A 24,600-nucleotide genomic window follows, 5' to 3' on the forward strand; every position below is an offset into this window, starting at 1 on the left:
TCTCCACCTTATTCCTCGTCATACCCGCACGATTTCAAAATCTAACATATAACCTTCTTCGTCCTGGGGATACATCCTTACTTCCGATGATCCGAAACGCTGTGTCCAGCACCGCTTCTCGCCTAGAAACGGCTCTACGGTCTCTTTCACTACATCAGCCAGAAAATCGGTTGTGACAATCCAACTTCCGAAGCCGACTTTACCACTTATCCTTAGTTGTTCCGGGCAATCCGCAGGCAGGAGCCAATCAGCGATGACGACAACAGCTCCGTCCTCTGCCCTTTTAGCTGCAATCGAAAACGTCTTCGTTGAAAGTGTCGTGCCGCCTATAATCATTAATTTGGGCTGCCCCAGTTGTTCTTCACTTACTTGGTCGTCAAACGCTAGGACATTCGACATCGGATAAAACAAGGGATGTACTCGTTTACCGCCGCTACCGGTATATCCCTGCTCGAGCGGGAACCGATCAAGCGGAACCTCTTGCTTCAATTGATGTCTCGGAAAGTCGTACCCCGGAATATGCATGCAGCTGCCGTGGGCCGGTATCGTCCCCCGGCTAAGCAGATGCCAAATGTGGAACACGCTCTGGCTTGGCGTGATGTCTTGTGTCTGAAGCGTTCGATTGCCAAATAGTCGCTCATTTTGACCATAATTGCCGTCATCTGAATGAATGACTGCAATATCGGGATCTGCCTGGGAATGATGCCAAGTCAGCGGGTGTTCAGGTATAAATTTTCGAACGAATTGCTGCCACACTTCGCCGAATTCCGTCTTTATGAAACCCTCGGGTGTATGCTTTAGCAATACGTCGATATTTTCTACGAATAAATGGGATGGCCCCATGAAATATCCCATCTTTAATGCAGACTCAAATTCCTGCGGAGAATGTCCTGGAAATCCAGGGAACCGCGTAAACCACTTGCCTATATCAGGGCCCCATAAGTCAGCGCAAATCCATAGCGCCCTTCCGTATTGTTTCGCCGCTCCCAGAGCTGTAGACATCTGCAGCGATTGGAAGGACTCCTTCATAATTTTCGGGCAAATGTCCATCCCTGCTCTGGCAAACGTGTGAAACATAGTAGGAAATACCTGCTCCGATATTAAAGGTACCGATGTGCTGGTTAGCCCCGCACGTTCCACAACTTGCTGAACGTGATTCGTTCGCGTTCGGACGGATTGTTCCACCTTGCTTCGTGACTGCGCTACATTCAAACCGTCTGTGCCGCCCCAGTGAGGGAACCATCCGTCTTTCCGGTACTGAGCGGCGTTAATTTGCAGATGCTCCGGCTCATCGTACAAGAGCCCGATACATCGTCCTGATGTGGAGGCCTCAACAATCGCTTCGTCCGGGATATCATACCGATTCGTCCCTTCCACCCAAGGTCCGTTGATATTCCCATATTCGTTGCCGAGGCAGATATCCATGCCCGCTGCGGTAATATCCGCAACAACCTCCCAATGATCGATGCCTGGCAGAACATGGTGCACGTAAAAATCCGTTCCCATCTCACGCAGGCTGTTCACAAATGCGCCAGATTCCGGTTTCGGATCCTGCGAGGGACAGATGCTCCCTGTTCCCGTCCGCATAATGCGATCTGAGGCGTCTCCCGCCCATGGATCCTGCCACGCTACAACCGGTCCCTGAATACCTAGTTTCGGTTTATGCTTCACCGGCGTTTTTCACTCCCCAGCTCGCCTCAACACGTTCAAAGGATCGGCGGATAATTGAAAGACAGTCAGCCACCTCTTCAGGCTTCGCATGTTCCAATATCAAAGGGACATCCGGCAGCCGGCGTGCAAGGAGCTCTGCATACACGTTCCAATCCGCCTGACCGGCACCGACTCGTGGCGTCGTAAATCCTCCCTCTCCGTAAAGCGCGTCCTTGGCGTGCGCGATTGGACAAATATCACCGATGTTGTCAAACATTTTCGCCATCGCTTCAGGCTGTCTGCTCAAATCTTCTTGCGTCAAGTAGTTAAAAGGATCCATAATGAACGCCAAACCTTCCGTTCCAAGCCGTTCCCTCATATCCACAGCCTGCTCTGTACTGGCAAGCACATTGTTTACAAAGCCTTCGGCTAACAGAACGGCACCGTTCTTCACCGCCCGATTTCGCAAGCGATCCATAATTTTCAGTAGTTGCTCCCAGGCATCGGGGGTACGGTTCCCTTCATAATCGCGCCATGCGTTGGTCGGATGCAGACTGCCTGTCTCCGTCGCAATATACCTAGTGCCATAGATCGAACATAGGTCGATCATCCTCTCCAACTGTTCCAGTTTAGCTTCCCTTTTTTGAACATTCGGATTCATCAAATTCGTATAACCGGACAAAGCGATGACGGAGATTCCTTGCTTCTCAAAGATCGAGCGGATTTTCTCAGCGCGTGCGGGTGAAAATGGCTGATCGTCCATCACCTGCATAGCTTGCTTGGGATCAATTTGTACATACATCATACCCTGACTACGAGCATCTTCAGCCATCGCTTCCGCACTCCAGCCCATATAGATATAGCTCATAAATCCGAGTTGGTTCATCCTACAACGCTTCCTTTCAGCAAATCCGATCTTTCCACAACACATGCATCCTGACTTGAGTTCACCATCGCTGTTGTTAATGCCACGGTTTGGATGTTATCCTCTGACGTGACCGGTGGAAGAGTGCCTTCCTCCAAAGCCGTCATGAACGCAATCATCGATCCTGCGAAGGCATCCGGGAACCAGGTTCCTTTCAACTTGATCTCGTGAACAACGTTTTTGTGCTTATTTAGTGCCATATACAGCGTGTCTTGCGTGCACCAAAGGCTTCCTTCCGTTCCGTCGATCCACCAAGTATTGCTGTGCGAGCGGCTTGCCTTGGCAATATTGTTAAAATGGAGTGATGCCATTAGCGGGTTCCTGCCGCCTTTGGGACCAAACTCTATATTCGCTGAATAGATGAGCGGGTCGATTGCATTTTGCCGGTTCAGCTGAGCTGTCGTGCAATGCACCCTTGACCATTCTTCCTCGTATGGGTTGAAATACCGGCAGAGGTCTACATAGTGCACACCATGGTCGACAATGTTGAAATTTTTCATATTTGTCCACCACCAGCCTGCCTGGTCTTGGAACGAACGCATGTAATGATGAATGCTGTATACTTCCCCGATGAGATCTTGTTCCAGAACTGTTTTTAGCGCTTTATGCGCCGGGGCCCAGCGAGCCTGCTGGTTGACTCCGAGGATAATACCTAGTCTGTTTGCTTCCTCGCTCAGTCGTTCGGCTTGTGCCAGATCCAGTGCTAACGGCTTTTGGCATAAAACCGGCCTTGGTGCTTTCCCTATTAGTTTCAGCACTTCCAATCTCGGTTCAGGATGGATAGCCAGATCGATTACACCTACACCCTCCCTCTCGAGTAGTTCATTAACATCCGTTGTCCAAAACGGAATATCAAACTTTTCCGCTGTAGCGCGTGCTGCTTCCTCGCTTACATCGCAGCAAGCCGCTATAGGCAAACCGTACTTACGGTAGGCGGGCAAATGCGCTGTATTCGCTATGCTGCCGCATCCGATGAGGCCGATTCCGTATTCTTTAATATGGGTAAGACGCTTCTTATTGGGCAAATAATCGTCTGGTCTAATGAATTCCATAGTCACACCTCTTTATTTCTTACATTACACGAGGATGGAAAAACATTTATAGGGTGTTTATGCTTTTTTGTAGGGATGATTCAACCACGTTGGCAAGTAACGGCAAAAAGGATCGAATTGTGACGAGTGGAGGACTGGTTCGGGCGGGTGTAGGGCGCTGGCACGCGGGGTTTCCCGTGCAGCGATATAAATCATCGTTGCAGGCGTGCAGCGATGGGGGGGGGTTCTTCGCAACGATGAGAAACATCGTTGCGGGTGGCACTTGCTCGCTGGCACACGGGGTTTCCCCGTGCAGCGATATAAATCATCGTTGCAGGTGAGCAACGATGGGGGTTGATTCTTCGCAACGATGAGAAACATCGTTGCGGGTGGCTCTTGCTCGCTGGCACGCGGGGTTCCCCCGTGCAGCGATATAAATCATCGTTGCAGGTGAGCAACGATGGGGGGCGTGCCCCGCAACGATGAGAAACATCGTTGCGGGTGGCTCTTGCTCGCTGGCACGCGGGGTTTCCCCCGTGCAGCGATATAAATCATCGTTGCAGGCGTGCAACGATGGGGGTCGTGCCCCGCAACGATGAGAAACATCGTTGCGGGTGGCCCTTGCTCGCTGGAACGCGTGGTTTCCCCCGTGCAGCGATATAAATCATCGTTGCGGCCTTGCATCTGCCCCTGTCACACAGGAAGTACAACAACAAAAGATTTAATTCCAGTATGTATAGCAGCAAAGTACCAAATTTGTTATAATACTCTAATAAGCAAATGGTTATGAAGCACACGCCGCTGCCCGATTTCAGGTTATCCTGACGGGGAGCGGCTTTTATTTTACATGAGGGGGAATGCAGCTTGACATTTGAAGTAGCCTATTCAAAATTTATGCAGCACCATGTAAAGTCTAGACAAGGCGAAGCGCGGAGGCGCTTAACGGAAGGGCACGGCTATGCTGAAAAGTTGTTTTTGCAACAAGTGTGGTGGCCTGCCTTCTTGCAATTTGACCATCTCGTGCCTGAGTATGAGATCCGGGATTTCCGCGATGGCACACGATTTATCGACTTCGCGTTCTTTCGCGGACAAGTTAGGTTGGCTATCGAAATAGACGGCTTCGGCTCGCACTTGCAAAAAATCACGCGCCCCCAGTTTTCCGATCAATTGGTGCGGCAAAATCATATGTTGCTAGATGGCTGGAAATTGCTGCGTTTCTCCCGCGATGATGTGAAAGACAAACCCAGGATGTGCGAGCAAATGATCCATCAATTTATGGGCAAATGGTTTGGAAACAGTACATCCGGCAAGTATGGCAAGATCAACGTAGAAGAAAAAGAGATTATTCGCACTGCGCTTCGCAACCATAGAAAAATAAAACCTTCTGACATTTGCTCAGCCTTAGACGTAGAACAGCAAAAAGCGCGCACCTTGCTCCGCAGCATGCTTGCTAAAGGGATACTCATCCCAGGGGGTCGCGGTAAGCAGCGGATCCACCTCTATCTGTTATCATCTACTGTTTCAGCGGATGAGTTTATCGACCTTTAACAGGAGGGCGGCTCCGTACAACGATGCCGCCACAATTGCACTTTCTCACCCTTTCCCGGCACGTCGATGTAAATCATCGTAACAGCCTGTGTTCCCGCCACCAACCAAGGATAAACGACTTCGTCGTCCTTTTAGGACGAGCCCGTTTGTCAAGGCAGATGCGAAGCAAAAGTATAAAACTTATACTTTCTTATCTACGCAAAAAGGCCACCCCTAGGGTGACCTTCGCAAGCGCTTATTTAAATATTCGTTGCCTCTTTCATGAGCCCGTTCTGTGACTGCTTACCAACCGTCAGCACATATTGCTTACCAGCCTCGGCTTGGAAACTAATCTTATCAGACAGTGCCTCCGCCTCTACTGGCAACCCATCGAATTCCACGATAAGCGGAACCTCGCTGCGCCTGTAAACCACGGTGCATGGCTGGTTATGATTGGCTCGGATGACGCAGCGGGTCAGCTCGCCATTTTCCCAAGACATGTCGATTTCAAAGCCGCCTCTGGCTCTTAAACCGCTAACCTCTCCGTTTGCCCATGCTTTCGGTAAAGCCGGAAGCAGGTTAATCTCCCCGCGCTGTGATTGCAGAAGCATCTCTGCAACTCCAGCTGTTCCGCCGAAATTGCCATCGATCTGAAATGGCGGATGATTGTCGAACAAATTCGGCAATGTGGAGTGGGACAGCAGCATACGGAAATGTTCGTACGACTTTTCCCCATCCTCCAAACGCGCGAAGAAATTAATGATCCACGCCCGGCTCCAACCCGTATGGCCGCTTCCGGATTCCAGTCTGCGCTCCAACGTGCGTTTGGCGGCATTTGCCCATTCAGGCGTATGGCGCACATGTATCATTTCTCCAGGGTGGAGAGCGAACAAGTGGGAAATGTGGCGATGTCCAGGATGCACCTCATCCCAGTCCTTCACCCATTCCTGCAGCTGCCCGTGCTTTCCGATTTGCGGAGGAGGGAGTTTGCGAAGGATGCGTTCCCACTCGTGACGGGTCCCCTCATCTGTTTTCAAACGTTCAGATGCCTCGATACAAGCACGGAACAAGGAATAGATGATCTGAGTATCCATGGATGGACCGATGGTCAAACATCCTACACTGCCATCCGCACCGATAAACTTATTTTCTGGCGAAGTAGACGGTCCCGTAATAAGACGCCCTTCTTCATCTTCAAACAAGTAGTCCAAGAAAAATTCAGCAGCTTCTTTCATAATGGGATACGCCCGGTCGCGAAGGAAACGTTCATCCTGGCCGTACCGGAAATGCTCCCATAGATGTAAAGTCAACCAAGCCGCACCCATTGGCCAAATTGATCCCGGCATAAAATTGCCTTCAATTTGGGTAGCTCCCCACATATCGGTGTTATGATGTGCGACAAACCCCCTGCAGCCGTAAACCTCCTGCGCCGTTTTTCTGCCGTTAATACGCATACGGTCAATTAAATCGAACAACGGTTCATGGCATTCCGGCAAGTTGCACACTTCCGCGTGCCAGTAATTCATCTCTGTGTTGATATTAATTGTATATTTACTCTCCCATGGCGGAGTGAAGCTTTCATTCCATATACCTTGCAAATTAGCAGGATTAGAACCGGGACGAGAGGAGGCCATTAATAAGTAACGACCGTATTGGAAATATAAAGGAACAAGTCCAAGGTCGTTCCCGCCTTCTTTTAATCGTTGCAATCGGGCGTCAGTTGGCAGCAAATCCGTTTCTCTGTTATCTTCCGGCCGGCCTAACTCCAGTTTCACACGCTGCATCCTGCGGGTATGATCCGCCAAATGGTCGCGTTTGACTTTCTCGTACCCCTTGCCTGCCGCGTGCTCTAACTGGCGCGTGCAGATGGCTATCGGGTCCGAGTGGCGGAAAGATGTCTGCGCCGCGATATAAATCGTAACGGCCTCCGCTTGAACAATGAGGAAATCGCCGATAACTTTAACCGATCCGCCGTCGGGAACCGCTTTCACAGCAGCACAATAGGTGACTCCGCCTCTGCCGTTTTCACCGCTCATCACGAGTGTATCATTCGCAATTTTTTGCGTACCTTCATCAAAAGGTCGTCGGCTCAAATGCATGCGAAGGTTTAACTTGGCCGGCCGATCGCACGAGATACGGATTACCATGACCTGATCAACCGCGCTGCTGAATAACTCCCTAGTATGCTGAATATCATTCAGGCAATAGCCTACTTGGGCGATTCCTTGTTCAATGTCCAATTCCCTATAGTAATTGGAAATCATCTTCTTTTCACCGTCATGGTAGATTTGGAAATCTCCGAGAGGTTGATAAGGATGTAAAGACTTAGGAATAGACATCATTCCCATTTGCGCGAGCTCTTCAGCCTCGATTTGTTTACCCTTCATTAACAGCTGGCGAACCATCGGAAAATATTTCTGCCCATCCGGATTATCTCCGTTAACGGGTCCTCCATACCAAACGGAATCCTCATTTAATTGCAATCTCTCGTTATTTACTTTGCCAAATATCATAGCGCCCAGACGTCCGTTACCGATTGGCAGCGCTTCGTTCCACGATCTTGCCGGTTTTTCGTACCACAACTTTGTACCTTTGGCTGAATTTCGCATTTGTTTCATCAGCATCACTCCCTAAATTTTTTGAATGCGTAATGCGTAATAGAGCTTTCCAGGCAAATTAATACGAAAACGCCCTTCATATTTGCCCTCTAACGGAGTAACGATCATATTCCATGTATCTAGCAAATCCACTTTGTAAGTTCCTTCTGGCAATGAAAATTCACGGTAAGCAAAACGATGAGGACCAAAATATTGCAAATAGTATTCGCCTGGAACCGATATTGTCGCAGCATCGTAGCTATCGCTGGTATAGGTTAATTGAGCAGGAGCTTCGTCAAGTATTCCTTTTAAAAATTCGACTCTCCGCATGCTTTTCCCTTGCAGTTCTCCCCCATGTGACCACCAGATTATTTTGTCGGCATTCCAATACGACTCCCCATGCATCACATACCCTCCACGGCATGTGCCTTCCCAGATCCGGCAAAGCAATTCTTCCGGTGTTAAACTGCCCCACCTCGTATCCAAATTGCCCTCATACCCGCATTCGTCAATGATGACAGGCTTTCCGTATTGTTTGGTACATTCCGATATGACTTTCACATCGGCATGCTGGATACTGGCATGTGTCGTCCAGGGCGTACCGAAGTCGTACCATGTTTTGCAGTTGTGAATAGACCGCAAATGGCCGCCATAATCGCATTCCTGAACAATCCGAAAAAGCCGGCTCCAGTCCTCCACTTTTTTGTGCGTCATCAAATCGTATTCGTTAGCTAATGACCACCATATGTGGCTGAAAGCTGAGAATCGCGCGACGGCATAACGCACATAGCGGTCGTCCGCTTCTTGCGGCATACGGTCAAATCCCCAGCGTCCTTCGTCATCGTGATGAAACAAGACCAGTTCCGCCTGAATGCCCAATTCCGCCAATTCCTTTACCCGCTTCTCCAACTGAGTGAAATAGTCTGGGCGCAACCGGGTAAAATCAAAACCCGATTCTGGTGAACCTTCGAATGGATACAGGTAAGGCTCATCTTCATTAAGCATGTACGACTTCGGGAAAACAAGCATTCTAACTTTATTGAACGGCGCATGACTTAGCGTTCGCAGCGTCTGCTCCTGTACTTCTCTGCTTTGCAAGTGCCACACATAACTCGTCGTACCGATAGGCGTATAGCGTGTTCCGTCCGCATATTCAAAATATGAGGAGTTTTTTACCCTCACGGGACCATGATTGTTCGTCGATTGCACAGCTGAAGTGCAAGTAAACTCACCCTTCAACCCGTCCATCTCCCCAGATGAACTTGAAATCTCGAATCTCCATGGTCCTTCTTCCTCCGGCATAAACCGGATGCGGTACTTGCCATTTCCGTCATAAAAGCCTTCAGCATAACCCTCATTCAGTCCTTTATTGAATCGGGCGCAAAGCTGAATGTCCGTGAACGGGTTCCCCTGAGAGGGACCATCCAGCGTTAGCTCAAACAGGCCCCAGCGCTCAACATCCCTTGTAAAATCCAGTTTCATCTCCTCCTTCCGCATAAGCTGTTCATCCAACCTTTTGAATACGAAGAGCCATAAAAGGCTTTCCTGGCAGGTCCACCCTGCAGCTTCCGCTGAACGTATCCATGAGTGGTGAGACGGTCATATTCCAAGTATCGATAATTTCAATCCGGTAAGAAACTTCCTGACGAAGCTCCAAATATTTATAGGCATGCTGATGACGTCCGAAGTACAACAACTCATACGTGCCTTCTTGCGCGGCTTGCATCCAATCCGCAGGGCCTTCCTCCATCACTTTACGCAGAAATGCAATTCTTTCGGTACTTTCCCCGTATAACTTTCCTCCGGATGATATCCAAGCTCTTGTTTCCCGTTCAATGAATGATTCGCCATGCCCTACAAATCCGCCCCGTGACAAGCCTTCCCAAAAGCGGTGCGTCAATTCCTCGCCGGATATATTACCCCATCGTCTGGAGCTGTTGCCTTCATAGGAAATCTCGTCGATGACAATCGGTTTGGCAACGGCTTCACGCCATTCAGTCGTCAGCTCCGCATCCCAATGTTGAATGCTCTGATGTGTAATCCATGGCTTGCTAAAATCATACAAGCTTGAAGATTTGTACATCTTCGTACCGTTGTGGATCGATCGCAAATGCTGATAAGGATCATAACGCTGAGTTAATTGAAGCAGCCGGTCCCAATCTGCGACCGTTTTGTTTTTATTGAAATCATACTCGTTGCATAGGGACCACCATACATTTCGAAATGACGCCAAGCGCGCGATCACATAGCGCAAGTAAAAAGCATCCGTATCAGCATCCATATTATCGACGCCCCAATAACCTTTATCGTAAGGATGGAACAGCACGAGATCCGCTTCAATTCCTAGCTGCATAAGATCACGGATACGTTCTTCCAAATGGGCGAAAAATGCCGGATTAAATTGTCTTTTGTCCATATCCTCCGGACAAGTCCCGGCGAAAGCAACACTTAACGGAGGCTTCATATCCCGCGTGGGCAAAAGACACATCCTTACTTTATTAAAAGGCGAGCTCTTCAGAGTCTGCAAAGTGAGCTCTTCCAACTCTTCGTTACGATAGTGCGTCCAATGATAACAGGTAGTACCGAATGGCATATAGGACGTTCCATCCTCATAGGCGAATAAATAGTGATCTTTCACCCGCACGGTGCCGTGGTTTCCAACAGATGGCGGGGTGCATACGAATTCGCCGTTATGCCCGTCAAGCTCGTCAACGCTGCTGTGCGTCACATACCGCCAAACGCCTGGTCGATCCGGCATGAACCGAATCCGGTACGTGCCATTGCCGTCATAGAACCCGTCAGGCTGGACGGTATAGTTCTTATATTGAAATCGTGCGGAGAATTGGACTTCTTGGTACGGATTTCCTTCTGCCGGACCGTTCAATGTCAGCTCAAACTGCCCCCATTGCTCCACTTCCCGCATGTTCTGCTCAATTGCCATAGGCTCGTAATCCCCTCCTTTTCGCCTAAATGAACCTTCGCTATTTTATTCCGGAATGAGCCATCGTAGCGATGACCTTACTTTGAAAAACGAGAAACATGATCAAGTTTGGCAAAAACAAGAGGAGTGCAGCTGCGGCTGCAGCACCCTGCCTAGCCACGCTGTTCGCCATACCGCTCGTTAATGTTTCCACATAGAACGGGAAAGTCTTCATCGTCTCGTCCTGCATATAGAAGGTCGATGTGCTCGAATCTTTCCATGCTGAGTCAAAGGCGATAATCGCAATAGTCGCAACTGCCGGCATCAGCATAGGAATCACGATACTGATAAAAAGCCTAAGCTCCTTAGCTCCGTCTATCCGTGCAGAATCGAGCAGTTCATCCGGCAGTTGATCAATAAACTGCTTCATAAGGAACACTCCGGTCGGCACAGCGACCAGCGGTAAAACGTGACCCCAGTAAGTATTGAAGATGTGCAGCTTACTAATGATCAAATATTTAGGGATTTCTACCGTTTCCGGTACGAACACCAGTGTCAGCAAAATCGTTGCAAACACCAGCTTATGTCCTGGAAACTTATGCTTGGAGATGGCGTAAGCGCACATTGCGCTTGTCATCGTGATCAAAAAGACAGCCAATCCTGTGACGACTACGCTATTAAATAAATAGCGGGAGACCGGAACCGCCGTCCCTTTGGTCGTTGCAAGCAGCTCCGCAAAGTTCTGCAGCGACGGTTCCCTTACAAAGATGTTTGGCGGATAAATGAAAAGTTCCTGATAAGGCTTAAAGGCATGGTTAATGATGTACACGATCGGCAGCAGCATGAAGATGCTCAGCGCGACGAGAAGCACGGCCGCAAACAACTCGAATGGACTCAGCTTTCGAATCCCCACGCTCCTGCGCCACGCGTCCAGTTGACGCAACGTCCCTGCGATTTTCATTTATTCTTCTCCCTTCGTTCCGAACAGCTTCCAGCTCAGCTTTTGGGCGAAATAAACGATGGTCAGCAAACACACTGTCAAAGCGGTCGCGTAGCCGAGTTCAAACCGTTTTAATCCGTAATCATCAATATGTGTAGTGATCATATGTCCCGCATATTCCGGGGTCGGATTCATGCCGGACAACGCCGTTCCGATGGAAGACAATTGAATCGCCCCGACGATGGCCATGACGGCACCGAACAACATTTGCGGCTTTGTAGAAGGGATTGTAATGTACCAGACTTCCTCTAAACGGCTGCGAATGCCGTCCAATCTGCCTGCCTCATACAGTTCGGGATTTACGTTTAGGATCCCCGCCAGCATGCCCAGGAATCCGATCCCCATACTTTTCCACAGCGATACAACGACCATGGACGTCATCAGGTGCTCTTTACTTGTTACCCACTGAACCGGTTCGTTAATCAAACTCATTTTTAATAAAAAGCTGTTCAAGTAACCGATTCTGTCGCTGGAGAGCATCGGCGTCCAAATAATGCTCATCGCAACAAGACTCGCCAAGGACGGGGTATACATGGCAAGCGTGAACCATTTACGGTACACCCCAGGCAGAATCGATATCAACCAAGCAAGCATGAAGGCGCACACATAGCCGCCGGAGCCAACAATTAGAGCAAATGAAAGCGTATTGGGAAGCGCATATTTAATCAAAATTAAATCTTGAGAGAGCATATACCGAAAATTGTCCCAGCCAATAAACCGAGGTGCTTCGATGGCGTTGAAATAAGTAAAGCTAAGCGCTAGGGCGGACAAGACCGGAAGCAAAATAAAAATGATGAAACAAATCAGGAACGGGGCGATGAATAAATACGAGACCCGATATTCCCAAAGCGTTTGCAGCGCCGATATCAGCTTGTTTTTTCGGATTTTGACCGGTTGAAGCGTTCTTGGAAGCACTTGCACGTCACTTTTTAACATACTTATCTACTCCTTCCCATGGCTTTGTAATCACGGGTAAATTCAAAGAACGTATTAATTGTCCATTGGCATCAACAAAATGGAATTCCTGCATTTTCCTCTGGATTTCCCTGTCTACTTCTTTTATTGCGGTTTCGAGAGAAGTCCGATAATTTTCCCCGCCGATGACGGTTCGGGTCCAAGCATTCGTAAGTTCGCGTTCCATATAATAGCTGCCTGGTACTTTCGCAACCTCCCTGAACCATTTCCACTGTTCCAGAATGGCTTGAAGATCTTCTTCCTTCCAAGGAAGCTTGACAAACGCATCGACGTTGGATGTGTACCAGCGGAACGTAACCCCATTGAGCGTTTCCAAGTCGAGACCGTATTTCTCCTGCACCTCTTCAGACATCCACCATTTCAGGAATTCCCAGCTTTCCTGCGGTTTCTTCGTGTGTTTAAAGATCGACGATGCAAATTGATCGCCGCCGTTCCCTCCTGTCCACCTAACCACAGATCCATCCGCTTGCTTGACACCGGGAATTGGAGCAACACCCCATGTGCCGTTCAGCTCAGGTGCCGCAACAGTCAATTGGAGATAGCCATTTAAATCGGCAATACCGATCGGATACGAGCCATCGCGGAAATGCTGCACGAAATTATCGCTTCTTTGATCAATCCCGTATTTGTTTTGCAAATCCGTCCACGCTTTGAATGCCTCGAACCCTTTATCCGTATTAAGTCCTGTTCTCGACCCATCCTGCTTGAAGTACTCCAGACCGTGCATTTGCATAAAGATGCTGTGCTCGACCGGCGTAAAGTTCATGCCATTCTGCTGAAGAATCGGCAGCATTTTGTACATGTCATCCCACGTATCCGGGACACTCAACCCCAGATTTTGCAAAATATCTTTCCGGTAAAACATCATCGAGAACGTTTGGGTTTCCGGAACGGCATAATAGCCTCCATCATAGAAGTATGGCATCCATGCGCCCGGAGCGAATTGCTTATAAACATCATCGAAGTCTGGGAATTGCTTCAGATTGTAAACCCCATTGCGAATCGCATAATCGAACGGCGTATCGTGCGGCAAACCGATTCCAACATCGGGCGCCATCCCGGCCGCATTCATCAATAAGAGCAGCTTATCATCTTTAAGCAGGTTGATTTTTACTTTAATGCCCGTTTGCGGCGTAAACATTTCATTCGCCATGCTTTGCAGCAAATTGACATAATCGCGACCACGGTTCATCCATACGTTGAGCACTTGATCATCCGCGCTCTCCGTAGTCTCTTTGGTTCGGAAAGAATTGATAAAGTTGATGATCGAGCCTTCTATCTTTTCCGTAAACGTCGCTTCCAATTTCGGTAGCGGCTTATTGAACGGAACGATATAAATACGGTCAAGCTGGAGCGGTTGTGAGCTAATCTGTTTGATCAATTCAGCAAGCTTGCCTTGCATTTTATTCATCCTGCCTGCATCATAAGGAATTTCATCCGGATACTTTAAAAGCGTTTCAATATCCTTGCTGACGGTCACTAAACCTTGAGACAAGGCATCCGAGCGGCCATTAATTGAAATCAACTGTTCTCTGGTTGCCGCTAACTTATCGTTTAGTTCCTGTAACTGCTCAACAAAACCCGGTAAATCCTTTTTAAGATCCCAAGTTCTGTTCTTATCGTCTACCCCGCCAGTCAGGGTGCGCAGATCGGTGGACAGCTTTACCAATGTCGCAATGGCTCTATCCATATCTGCAGCAACAGAAAGAAATGGCGCTTGGGTGACACGCATCGAAATCGTGTTCGTCCCTTTTTGCAAATAAAACTGGTACGGCTCTCCTTCCTCATTCCCTAACTCCCTCCCCTTCCAACTGGTTGCATAAGGGAATCGATAGGCCTTCAACTCGGAGAAGGGCACTTTGCCGTTAATCATAATGGTGCGGAATGATGAGCGGTTTGAAACGAATGATTGCTGTTGACGCAGCGCTATTTTGTAAATGCCGGCTTCAGGAACTTGAAAGCTCCAGCTGACTTCTTGATTTTTCGTCGACCAGTGAGTTCCGTCCAGCGTATTGTAGCTGATTTTCCCCCGAACATAAGGGCTGTTTGCAATATCGTTATCGAAAGCGAGCGTTATGGAAGAATCGTTCTTCCACTCGACCTGCTCCGCTTCAATCACAATCGGATCAACCGCTGCAGGAACCGCTTCCTTCGGCAGCTCTTTTTTTACGGTTTCATAGTCCGCAACAGCGACAGGCGCTTTGAATGAAATGGTCTCTAACGCCATTGGATCACTACCTGACAAGCGAATCTTATGCTTACCAGGGGTCAAATTCCAAAGGAGCGGATCTAGATAAGCTCCGGACATATCGCGCATTTCCCAGGTTTGCCAGCCTGAGATATCGGCAGCTGCCGGACGAATTTCGTCGCCATTGTCATCTTTGACAATCGGCATTTTATCCTTCCAGTGGCGATACAATTCAAGCGATTTGGATTCGAGGTAGGGAGATGCCCCGTCAACACTAAGGCTGAGCGCAATCGGTTTGCGATCTCTCGAATCCACAAAAGGATGATAGGACATCTCAATAGCATACAGTCCGCCTTGTGCAACATCCAAATCATACTCGATCCATTCGTCCCCTTTGGCTCTCCAAACCAATACGCTGTCTTTCCCATCATAGGACTCTACAGCGACGTTCGCATTACTCGATTTCCCCGTCATACTCGCTGCTTTGATCGTTATGCTGCCTGTATGATTGTCTTTGGCACCATTCTTTTTCCATTCGTCAAGCACTTCAGCATAAGCAGGTATCAAATTTTTGGCTGTATTCGATGTAACATCCGCGCCGGCAGACGTGGAATTTGTTTGAGGCAAGTTGCCATTATTGCTAGCCATTGCAGATAGCGTCGGGCCCAGCACGCATATTAGGGCTAACATGAAGGACATCACTGCCCGTGTTCTAAATAACGCTTTCAACTCCATCCCTCCCGCTGCACAGCTCTAGTACCACAAGTTCTCTGTGGTTTCTTTATCGAAGAACAGTGCTTTTTGCATATCTATTGTCAAAACAAGTTTCTGATCGTCCTCAAACTCGTGATCAGCTTGTGCCCTGGCGATGAGCAGTTTAGGCATCCCGATATCCAAATACAAATACATATCCGCTCCCATGAGTTCATTCAGCTTTTGAATGCCGGTAATTTGCGCATGTGGATTTGCGTCTCGAATGATTGGATCCAAATGGATATTCTCACAACGAATGCCCATGATGACGCTTCTGTCCACTTTCTTATGCTTTCTGAGCATATCTGCTTGGTTCTGCGGAATTCTCAAGTAGTAGCGGTTGGTGTGAAATTCGAGTGAACCGCCGCTGCCTTCATGAATTTTACCTTCGACAAAATTGATCGGCGGCGTACCAATGAACCCGGCAACGAACATATTTCGCGGATTATTGTAGATCTGCTTTGGCGTATCCACCTGCTGGATCACACCATCCTTCATCACCACGATGCGGTGCCCCATGGTCATCGCTTCCACCTGGTCATGAGTCACGTACACCATGGTGACACCCAGCTGTTTCTGAAGCCCGATAATCTCCGTCCTCATCTGAACTCTCAGTTTCGCATCCAAGTTCGATAACGGCTCATCCATTAAAAAGACTTGCGGATTGCGGACGATTGCTCTCCCCAGAGCCACACGCTGCCGCTGACCGCCGGATAGCTGTCTCGGCTTCCGATCCAGAAAAGGCTCGATTTCCAGTACCCGTGACGTGCTTTTAACTGCTAGATCGATCTCGTTTTTAGCCATTTTCCGCAACCGCAGTCCGAACGCAATGTTTTCATATACGCTCATATTCGGGTACAAGGCATAGTTTTGAAAAACCATCGCAATATCCCTGTCTTTCGGCGGCAAGTGGTTGACCAACTTGTCTCCGATGTAGAGTTCTCCCGACGTAATATCCTCCAAGCCGGCGATCATTCGAAGTGTGGTCGATTTCCCGCAGCCGGAGGGCCCGACCATAACGATAAACTCCCCATCCTGAATTTCTAAATTGAAATCTCTAACCGCATACCCTCTCTCTTTACCAAAACGTTTTTCTACGTGATTTAATAGAATTCGCCCCATGACAGTACCTCCTATAGGTCATATCAACATCTTGTTGATAACGGTTTCAATACGCTTGTTTTTTATTATACACTCCCCTTTTGAACGCATTATAGGTGATGATTACTTAGTTATAGGGGGAATCCTGCTTTCAGTTCATTTCTTCTGATCAAAATAAAACAAAAAAAGCTGCTCCATATCAATGGCCAGCTCCATAAATTAACAAGAAATATCGGATTCATCGAGTTCCTGAAAGTTTTGACGATATTGTCTTGGCGTTACCCCTGTTTTTTTACGGAATAGGGCATGGAAAAACTTCATATCTTGATATCCCACTTGATTGGCAATTTGATAGATCGGGATATCGGTGGATTTCAACAGTTCACAACATTTTTGGATACGTACGTTTTGCAAATACTGTGTAAACGATAACCCGGTCGACTTTTTAAATAAACGTTGAAAATGGCTGGCGCTTAGGAAAAAATAATCTGCCACATCCTGTACCGTAAGATTATGCGTATACCGGGATTTGATGAAATGAACGACCTCATCGAACATCCGAAATGAAGCGGTTTCCGTTTCATTGATCATCTCAAAACGTTGAAGCAGCACCAGCATTTGGATTAAAAGCGCTGTCAATACCGTTTCGTAACCTGCGCTCTTTTTTAAATATTCCCTGTACATGTTTTGGACGATTAAGGAGAAGGTGTCGTGTTTATCCTGAAAGTGCAACCAACGTGCCGTACATTGGCTTGGATTATTTATGGCATCGTAAGTGACAGAATCTTGCTGCAGCAGATGCTTCCATTTATCAAGCAGCTCCAGGCGGAAAATGCAATTATAAATAACAAGCATTTTATCCTGCTTCGGAGAGGAGGGCCGAAACACGTGAGACGTGCCGATCGGAATGACAAACAAATCGCCCTGTTTCACGTAAATAACCTCTTCATCGATGTAATGATAGCCGCATCCTTCGCCAACGAAGCTAATTTCAACGAAATCGTGCGTATGCTGCAAAGTTGTAAACGATTCCAATTCACGGTTTAGAAAAATATCCAAATCATTCTCAAAAAATAAATCCCCGCTTAAATTATCGATTCTTCCATTCATAGTCGTCACCTGCTCTTACAAGTATTTGTGATCTACGTATTCATGTATTTGAATCTGGTGCAAGTCGAAGAAAACGGGAACGCGCTAAAGCGCGCCCCCTGCTCCGGCATGACAACTTGGCTATTGCCCTTCTCTTACCCAGTGTATCGGCATACGGATGTACTTGATTCCTTTACGCAGATAAGAGAAAGCAAGATGAATGTGATTGTCGCGAGTCGTGATAATCGAAGGGTAGGAGTACCCGACTTCCGACTCTTTATATTCTAAATCTGCCATTTGCACGTTTCTGACATAAGGCCATGTCTTGCCTTCGTCTTCCGAAATAGCCATTGTAAGCGGCGTGCGAAGCGGCTTTTTACGAAATTCGCCTTTTCGCTGGACCCACCGGAACTGATCTCGCTCCATGGTAGAATTGTTATAAATTAACGCTAAGTGACCATTATGCAGCCTGACGAGCTGAGTGGATGAATTATTGTTCGGCAGTTCGCTCTTCTCAGGGCTAGACCAGCTCTTCCCGTAGTCCTCAGAAACGCTCGTATAAATTCGGTCTGCTTGACGACTGCGGAACATGGCATAAAGCTTACCATTGTCCAGCTCCACAATGCTCATCTGAACACGATGAATACTGTCAGGCACCTCATATTCCGTCCATGTGGCACCCTCGTCAGAGCTTATCAACACCACGCTATAATGGCCTTCCAGCCTGCAATAATAAGCCGGCAGGACCCAATCGCCGTTCTTTAGCGCAAGAGGGGGATGCCTTAAGAAGATGCCCAGTCCGTCAAAGAGAACTTCAGGAGAACTCCATGTATGACCCCGATCCTCCGAGGTTCTGTAAACGATCCTGGACGTTTTCTGATTGTGGGGTTCATTCGACGTATGAAACAGCCAAAGCTTGCCATTCGGTTCTTGGAACAGAACGGGATTTTGTTCGGACCGCTCAAGATCCTCAGATAGTTGGACCGGTTCCTGCCACTGTTTGGATGCTGCCGGCAGTCTCGACATTACGACATTGGTATCAGGATTTCCCTCTCCAGAGCCGGAGAACCAAACGCACAACAAATCGCCATTGTCCAATTCCAACAAATTAGCCGCATGATTATCATTTGAATGAAAGACTGGTAGATAAGCCTCTTGAATCGTTGTATCTGTTCCGCCCTCGCGAACAGCACCATTAAATCTACTCATGATAAGATCGCCCCCCTCTTACCCGCTAGTTCCTGTAAAGGAATCTCAACTCGGCAAAGTGTATTGTTGCTGAAAACTAGTTCGCCATCCACATAGAGACTATAGCCTTCCTCAAGATCAGGTACATCTGAATTCACATTCGGTTTCCTGTATGTAATCCGATATTCAGCTCCTGCGACTTTCACTCGGTCTAGAGAGAAGAAATCTAAACCAACATCCAAGGGATCCAAAACAATTCGATCCGCTTCGATCGTGAAACCGGCTACATGCGTAATCATCAGATCAATCAAGAACGAATGATTATATTCCTGCTCATCACTTAGCGGTTCGCCTGTTGCGCTGTTGTAATGCTCAACAAGACCGGGCTGGGTAAGGTCTCTTTTCATAAAATGCAGAAATGCATACTCACGCAGCGAGTGAGCGAAAAACGAATCATATTGATGATCGCTGCGTTTGCTCTCCTTAGCGAGCGCGTCAAGCGCGATTGAATTCGTATAAGGCCAGGTCGGACCATCCCACACACAACCGTTACGGCCTTTCACAAAATGGCCCATCCAGCCTCCATCTTTTGAATAGGCCGGGCAATCCACAGAGACAGAAGGAAACGGGCACTTCGTATTAAATTCACGTTCATTGAATAAATGACCGATCATCCCATTGTAGGGCTCATCGATGATTTGTGCCCAAGCGGGATAGAAACCAACAATGTTTTTTACGAATGCTTTTTGGTCAGTTTCGAAATGGAGATCGTAGAAAAATTCGGTTTCGTCATCCCACATTTTCTCAAGAATGTCCTTCTTGATGCCGTCTGCCATTAGGCGGTAGCTATCCGCTTCGGAGTCGCCAACGATTTCGCACATATGGGCTACTGCCAACGTATTCAAATAGTGATAAACCGTGCGATCCACTCTTTTGAGATGGGTATACGTTTGTTTATCCTTCGGATTTTTAGGGAAGTCATGGAAATACCAGTAACTCGGCTGATATTCTTTTCCGGTCCGTGTATGCTTATATTCGATCATTAAATGATCTTTCTCGTTCCCATGTATGCGAATGGATTCCGAGATTTGGTTTTTAAATGAAGGCAGCAAGTCAGCGATCAGATCCCTGTTGCGGTGCACGAGGTATAACTGGTAAGCAGCCCAACAAGAGAAGTTGGCGAATGCATGCATGACCGTGTCGACTGTCAGACAACTGAATTGGCCTCCTTCCGCCGGAGATGCTGCCATATTACGCAGCGGTCCTTCACCGTAACGCAGTTCATGGTGCCACCTGGCATCCATAATATGAAGCGGTACGGACAAGTTAATCAGCTTACTGAATTCCCAGCCCCCTTTGCTAAAGGGCTCTTTACTTTTCTTGTGCGACCTTCCTTCATAGAACAACGGATAGCTCAAATGCCTGTATTGCGGATCAGCTAAATTATGCCGAAGCAGAAACCAGCGGTAAATCCAAGTTTTGTTGAGCAGGGAATCGCTGCTAGTAAATGCCGGAGTATGTTCAAACCATTCCTGATACTCCTCGCACTGCTTCTCAATAATTTGATCTGCTGTCCACCCGCATTCCGTATAAGCCGCTGCCCTCGCTTGCAGCATGCCGATGGCGTCATGACCCGATATGCCGTAGGAAGCCGCGATGATGTACGTACCCGATTGTCCCGGTTGCAAACGCACTTCCTCAAAGAGCCCCGGATCGCTAACAGCAATCGCACCTGCTACATCAAAACTATAATGCTCTATCGGATATAGGGCTTGCAGGTAATTTCCGCTGCGCGTATGGTACGCATCGCCGTACGTAGTTAACCGCAAGACAAGCTCCTCACTGCTGTGATTCGTCCAGGTTTGACAAGATACGGCGCAATCATTCCATGAAATAAACTTTCTTTCCACCAGAGAAAGCCGATGATCCGTGTATGTCATAAGCAAGTAGCTTGGATACCATTCCGTTCGGCACGGTTCAAAACTCTTCGTCAAACTATTCTCTATCTTGAACAACAAAGGAATGTTAACTTTATGAATAAAATCGAATCTTCCGGAAAATCCAGGCACAGGATCCAAATAATCCGCCCATAGCTTCGCTCCCGTCGGACCCAGCAGCAAAGCGCCGGGATGCGTGCGAAGCGTTTTCCTCCCTGCACGCAGTTGATCGTTCAATTGATAAGCAGTCAGAATGAATCCTCCTCTATCAAGGTTAAAATTCGCCAATTTTAACCCTTATTAATATATAACAAAGTGATAATAGAATAGTAGTGTTATTATTCCCAGAATATAGGGCATTTCTGCTCATATGCATAAAGACACTTTTTGGAAGGCGATGCGTTCTCTTCTCCATGTATAGGTCATATACAAATCTAGACCGTTCGCAACGATCGCTGGATATGAATATTGCTTCTCCCCTTCATCAAGAAGAAGCTCGTTCTCCCAGGTTAGACCATTATCAACAGACAGGCGCAGAACGAGAGGTGTTCTCGGCCCCTTACTCTTCCCGGGCTCCGGGAGAGTCGGATTATACACGAGCGCCAGCGTGCCGTTGTCCAGCTTTGCCAAATCAATTCCACTATTATTGTTGGGCAGCTCTGTCGGATACGCTTGGCACCATCTTCTTCCTCCATCCGTCGAATCACTGCGGTAAATGGCTCCTTCCGTACTGCGCAAGAGCATGTGCACGACTCCCGGCTCGGACTCCCATAACGTAGGCTGAATGATCCCTTTCCCGCTCAATACGCTGTGATCCAGAGGAACCGTTTCGCTGCGAGTCCATGTTTCGCCGCCATCACATGAGAGATCAACGAAGGCGTCCCATTCCGGTTCGAGCGAAGCCGGTGCGACGATCGTTCCGTCAAACAGAACGATCGGCTTGTTTTTGACTGGTCCTCTGCCGCCCTTGTCGCCTTCAACTAAGGGTACCGGAGACGACCATGTGCATCCGTCATCCGATGAACGCATGACCATCGTAACCCACTCGGCAATGGAAGTGCCGACTTTATAATACAGGAAAAGAGTGCCATCTTCCCTGCGATACAGTACAGGATTCCAATGCGGAATATCCTCCTGATCGGCTACTTTTATAGAAGCTGCCCAACTGCCGTTTATTCTGCGTGACATCCATATCGCAACATCACCGGCTTTCTCTCTCGTACCGCCAAACCATGCGGCAAGGATATCTCCGTTAGGCAGCAGCTCAAGCGTAGAAGCGTGACAGCTTAAGAATGGCCTCTCATCCTCAAAAATGAATTCCTTGACTTGATTGATATATCTCATCACTTATCGCTCCTTGGAACAATTTCATAGCATTCTCCCGTTTTTGTTCCAAACGCAATAACGCTCGGTTCAATGACCCTCAATGGGATACTTTGCCCGTTCTGCCATACACGTACCGGTTCCGCCGCACGCAACTGGAACTCTTTACCAGTCGTTGACGTGATGCATGCTCGCAGCAGCTTGCCGTTCTCCCATTCCAGATCTACTTCAAAGCCTCCTCGTGCCCGTAGTCCTTTCACATGACCAGACATCCATTTCCGTGGTAAAGAAGGTAGAAATTGGACGCCATCTCCATGGCTTTGCAGCAGCATTTCGGCAATCCCCGAAACGCCTCCCAGATTTCCATCGATTTGGAAAATATCTTGTTTCACTTTTGGATGCCTGTGTGCATTCATCATGTTCGGATGCAAACCGGCAAGCAGTTCATTCACAAAACGGTGCGCCTGCATGGCATCTCCGAGCCGTGCCCATAAATTGATCATCCAAGCGCAACTCCAGCCTGTATGGGCTCCCCCGTGCTCCATACGTCGTTCGAGTGTTTTCCTGCAGGCAGCGGCAAGTTCGGGGTGCTGATGCAGCGTGATCTGACCTAAAGGATGAAGAGAGACTAAATGTGCGGTATGTCGGTGTCCCGGCTCGAACTCATCGAAATCTTCATCCCACTCCTGGAGCTGTCCGTACTTTCCTATTCGAAACGGCGGTAGTTGCAATATCGCTTGCTCTAATTGCCCTATAAAGGCTTGGTCCGTATCCGCTAAAATACGGCTTGCCTTCAAACAGTGGTCAAATAAACCTCTGAGCAGCGCCACATCCATCGTTGCGCCTTGTGTAACACTGCTTTTCTGACCGTCAGGAGTGATAAAGAAATTTTCCGGCGACGTGGAAGGACAAGTAACCAAACTGCCATCCTTCGCTTCAACTAACCAGTCCAAACCAAACAGTGCTGCATCTTTCATCACCGGGTAGGCTTGCCTGAGGAACAATTCGTCCTGACTATAAGCGTAATGTTCCCAGAGATGTTGGCATAACCAAGTCCCAGCCATTGGCCAAAACGCCCAGCTTGGCGATCCGCCAACGGGAGTCGCAGTTCTCCATAGATCGATGTTATGATGCGCCGTCCAGCCTCTGCAGCCATAGTGGACACTTGCTGCTTTACGGCCTGTATGCTGCAGGTCTTTGATCAGATCGAACAAAGGCTCATGGCATTCCGCAAGATTCCCCACTTCCGCAGGCCAATAGTTCATTTCTATATTGATGTTTGTCGTCCAACTGCTGCACCATGGGGGGCGAATGTTGTCATTCCAAATGCCTTGTAAATTGGCCGGCTGCGTACCGCTTCTTGAACTGGACAACAGCAAGTATCTGCCATATTGAAAAAATAAAGCGGCAAGACCGGGATCATGCGTACCGCTTTTTACGGCTTGAATGCGGACATCTGTCGGTATATCACTTCTATCCGGACCGCCAAGATCGAGAGAAACTTTACAGAAGCGATCAGCGTGCTCGTTTAAGTGCCTCTCCTTCAATCTGTCATATCCGAGTGCCGCTGCTCTCTCCAACCTTTCTTCGCTTAACTCTAACGGTTGATCGCCGGAAGAGGAGGGATCCTGGTCGAACCCACGGAAGCTGGTTTCGGCGGCCAGCAGGAATGTGATGGTTCCCGTCCCGCTTACGCGAATCCGCCCTCCGCTAACCTCAACCCGTCCTTTATCTGTCATTGCGAGCAATCGAACGTTAAAACCGATGCCTTTTCCTTCCACATACTGTACAGGATCTGGCGACTTTACCGTATTGGGCAGCACATGTATGGGACTCCGTCCAGTAAGAATCAACTGATTCGAAGACGCTTTCTTGACTTGATACTGCAGCGGACTGCTCAGTAATGCTGTTACGTTGATGTTACGCTCGCTGTGCAAGCGAAACGCCATGACTTGATCAACCGCAGAGACGAACAGCTCCCTTGTATAGACCGTGTTATTCTGCAAATACCGCACACGAGCGATGCCTTCTGTTAAGTTTAATTCCCTTCGGTAATCCGATATGCCGCCGGCCTCATCAAAAATGAGATCCAAATCCCCAAGCGGCAAGTACGACTCGATCTCCGGCCCTTCCATGTGCCGTTCAATGACTTCCTCTGCTTCGGCATGCTTGCCCGAAAAGATCAATTCACGCACATGATTCAAATGGTTGATTGCTTCGGTGTTGACCGTTTCTCCAGGCTCACCGGACCAAAGCGAATCCTCGTTCATTTGAATGCGCTCCCGGTCCGTGCCGCCGTATACCATTCCGCCGAAACGACCGTTACCTACGGGGAGCGCTTCGAACCAACTCTTGGCTGACTGCGCATACCATAATGTCGTACTTTTGTCTGACAT

At 48.3% G+C, this 24,600-nt stretch carries 16 protein-coding genes; 1 reads left to right on the top strand and 15 read right to left on the bottom strand.

Annotated elements, in window-relative coordinates:
- Positions 1–18 precede the first annotated feature (18 nt).
- Genes J2Z65_RS10185 through J2Z65_RS10195 form a run of 3 tightly spaced genes read right to left on the bottom strand, consistent with a single transcriptional unit; the run spans position 19 to position 3,627 of the window.
- The gene (locus tag J2Z65_RS10185; RefSeq protein ID WP_167065149.1) at positions 19–1,671 is read right to left on the bottom strand and encodes a hypothetical protein; all 1,653 of its coding nucleotides are present in this window, start codon (positions 1,669–1,671) and stop codon (positions 19–21) included.
- Positions 1,661–2,536, bottom strand: a complete 876-nt coding sequence (locus J2Z65_RS10190; protein ID WP_167065152.1) for a sugar phosphate isomerase/epimerase family protein — start codon at positions 2,534–2,536, stop codon at positions 1,661–1,663. The genes J2Z65_RS10185 and J2Z65_RS10190 overlap by 11 nt, the downstream gene beginning before the upstream one ends.
- The gene (locus J2Z65_RS10195) at positions 2,533–3,627 is read right to left on the bottom strand and encodes a Gfo/Idh/MocA family protein (RefSeq protein ID WP_167065155.1); all 1,095 of its coding nucleotides are present in this window, start codon (positions 3,625–3,627) and stop codon (positions 2,533–2,535) included. Before J2Z65_RS10195 ends, J2Z65_RS10190 begins: the two co-directional genes overlap by 4 nt.
- Before the next feature lie 843 nt (positions 3,628–4,470).
- Between J2Z65_RS10195 and J2Z65_RS10200 the strand changes: the two genes are divergently transcribed.
- Positions 4,471–5,154 carry a DNA-binding response regulator gene (locus tag J2Z65_RS10200; RefSeq protein ID WP_167065158.1) on the top strand — a complete coding sequence of 228 codons (684 nt, stop codon included), beginning with the start codon at positions 4,471–4,473 and terminating at the stop codon, positions 5,152–5,154.
- A gap of 239 nt (positions 5,155–5,393) precedes the next feature.
- Here the strand turns inward: J2Z65_RS10200 and J2Z65_RS10205 are convergent, their stop codons facing one another.
- The 12 genes from J2Z65_RS10205 to J2Z65_RS10260 form a co-directional block, all read right to left on the bottom strand.
- A complete protein-coding gene (locus tag J2Z65_RS10205) occupies positions 5,394–7,751 on the bottom strand; it encodes a glycoside hydrolase family 95 protein (protein WP_193581085.1) in 2,358 nt (785 codons plus the stop codon).
- A gap of 12 nt (positions 7,752–7,763) precedes the next feature.
- Positions 7,764–9,212: a DUF5605 domain-containing protein gene (locus J2Z65_RS10210; protein WP_167065161.1), complete on the bottom strand. Its 1,449-nt coding sequence runs from the start codon at positions 9,210–9,212 to the stop codon at positions 7,764–7,766.
- Positions 9,213–9,234: 22 nt separating this feature from the next.
- The gene (locus tag J2Z65_RS10215; protein WP_193581086.1) at positions 9,235–10,671 is read right to left on the bottom strand and encodes a DUF5060 domain-containing protein; all 1,437 of its coding nucleotides are present in this window, start codon (positions 10,669–10,671) and stop codon (positions 9,235–9,237) included.
- 40 nt (positions 10,672–10,711) lie between these two features.
- The gene (locus J2Z65_RS10220; RefSeq protein ID WP_167065164.1) at positions 10,712–11,611 is read right to left on the bottom strand and encodes a carbohydrate ABC transporter permease; all 900 of its coding nucleotides are present in this window, start codon (positions 11,609–11,611) and stop codon (positions 10,712–10,714) included.
- Entirely contained in the window at positions 11,612–12,586 is a 975-nt protein-coding gene (locus J2Z65_RS10225) for a carbohydrate ABC transporter permease (protein WP_167065167.1), read from the bottom strand. It lies immediately after the preceding gene.
- Positions 12,573–15,548: an extracellular solute-binding protein gene (locus J2Z65_RS10230; RefSeq protein ID WP_167065170.1), complete on the bottom strand. Its 2,976-nt coding sequence runs from the start codon at positions 15,546–15,548 to the stop codon at positions 12,573–12,575. Before J2Z65_RS10230 ends, J2Z65_RS10225 begins: the two co-directional genes overlap by 14 nt.
- A gap of 18 nt (positions 15,549–15,566) precedes the next feature.
- Positions 15,567–16,688 carry an ABC transporter ATP-binding protein gene (locus J2Z65_RS10235; RefSeq protein ID WP_167065173.1) on the bottom strand — a complete coding sequence of 374 codons (1,122 nt, stop codon included), beginning with the start codon at positions 16,686–16,688 and terminating at the stop codon, positions 15,567–15,569.
- A gap of 198 nt (positions 16,689–16,886) precedes the next feature.
- Entirely contained in the window at positions 16,887–17,777 is an 891-nt protein-coding gene (locus J2Z65_RS10240) for an AraC family transcriptional regulator (protein ID WP_167065176.1), read from the bottom strand.
- A gap of 120 nt (positions 17,778–17,897) precedes the next feature.
- Positions 17,898–18,965 carry a sialidase family protein gene (locus J2Z65_RS10245; protein WP_167065179.1) on the bottom strand — a complete coding sequence of 356 codons (1,068 nt, stop codon included), beginning with the start codon at positions 18,963–18,965 and terminating at the stop codon, positions 17,898–17,900.
- Complete coding sequence (locus J2Z65_RS10250) at positions 18,962–21,169, bottom strand: MGH1-like glycoside hydrolase domain-containing protein (protein WP_240159946.1); 2,208 nt, start codon at positions 21,167–21,169, stop codon at positions 18,962–18,964. Before J2Z65_RS10250 ends, J2Z65_RS10245 begins: the two co-directional genes overlap by 4 nt.
- Before the next feature lie 78 nt (positions 21,170–21,247).
- Positions 21,248–22,225: a sialidase family protein gene (locus tag J2Z65_RS10255; RefSeq protein ID WP_167065182.1), complete on the bottom strand. Its 978-nt coding sequence runs from the start codon at positions 22,223–22,225 to the stop codon at positions 21,248–21,250.
- Positions 22,225–24,600, bottom strand: coding sequence for a glycoside hydrolase family 95 protein (locus tag J2Z65_RS10260; protein WP_240159947.1), 2,376 nt, complete (start codon positions 24,598–24,600; stop codon positions 22,225–22,227). The genes J2Z65_RS10255 and J2Z65_RS10260 overlap by 1 nt, the downstream gene beginning before the upstream one ends.

Origin of the sequence: Paenibacillus aceris (assembly GCF_017874035.1) — a bacterium.
GTDB classification, from domain to species: domain Bacteria; phylum Bacillota; class Bacilli; order Paenibacillales; family NBRC-103111; genus Paenibacillus_E; species Paenibacillus_E aceris.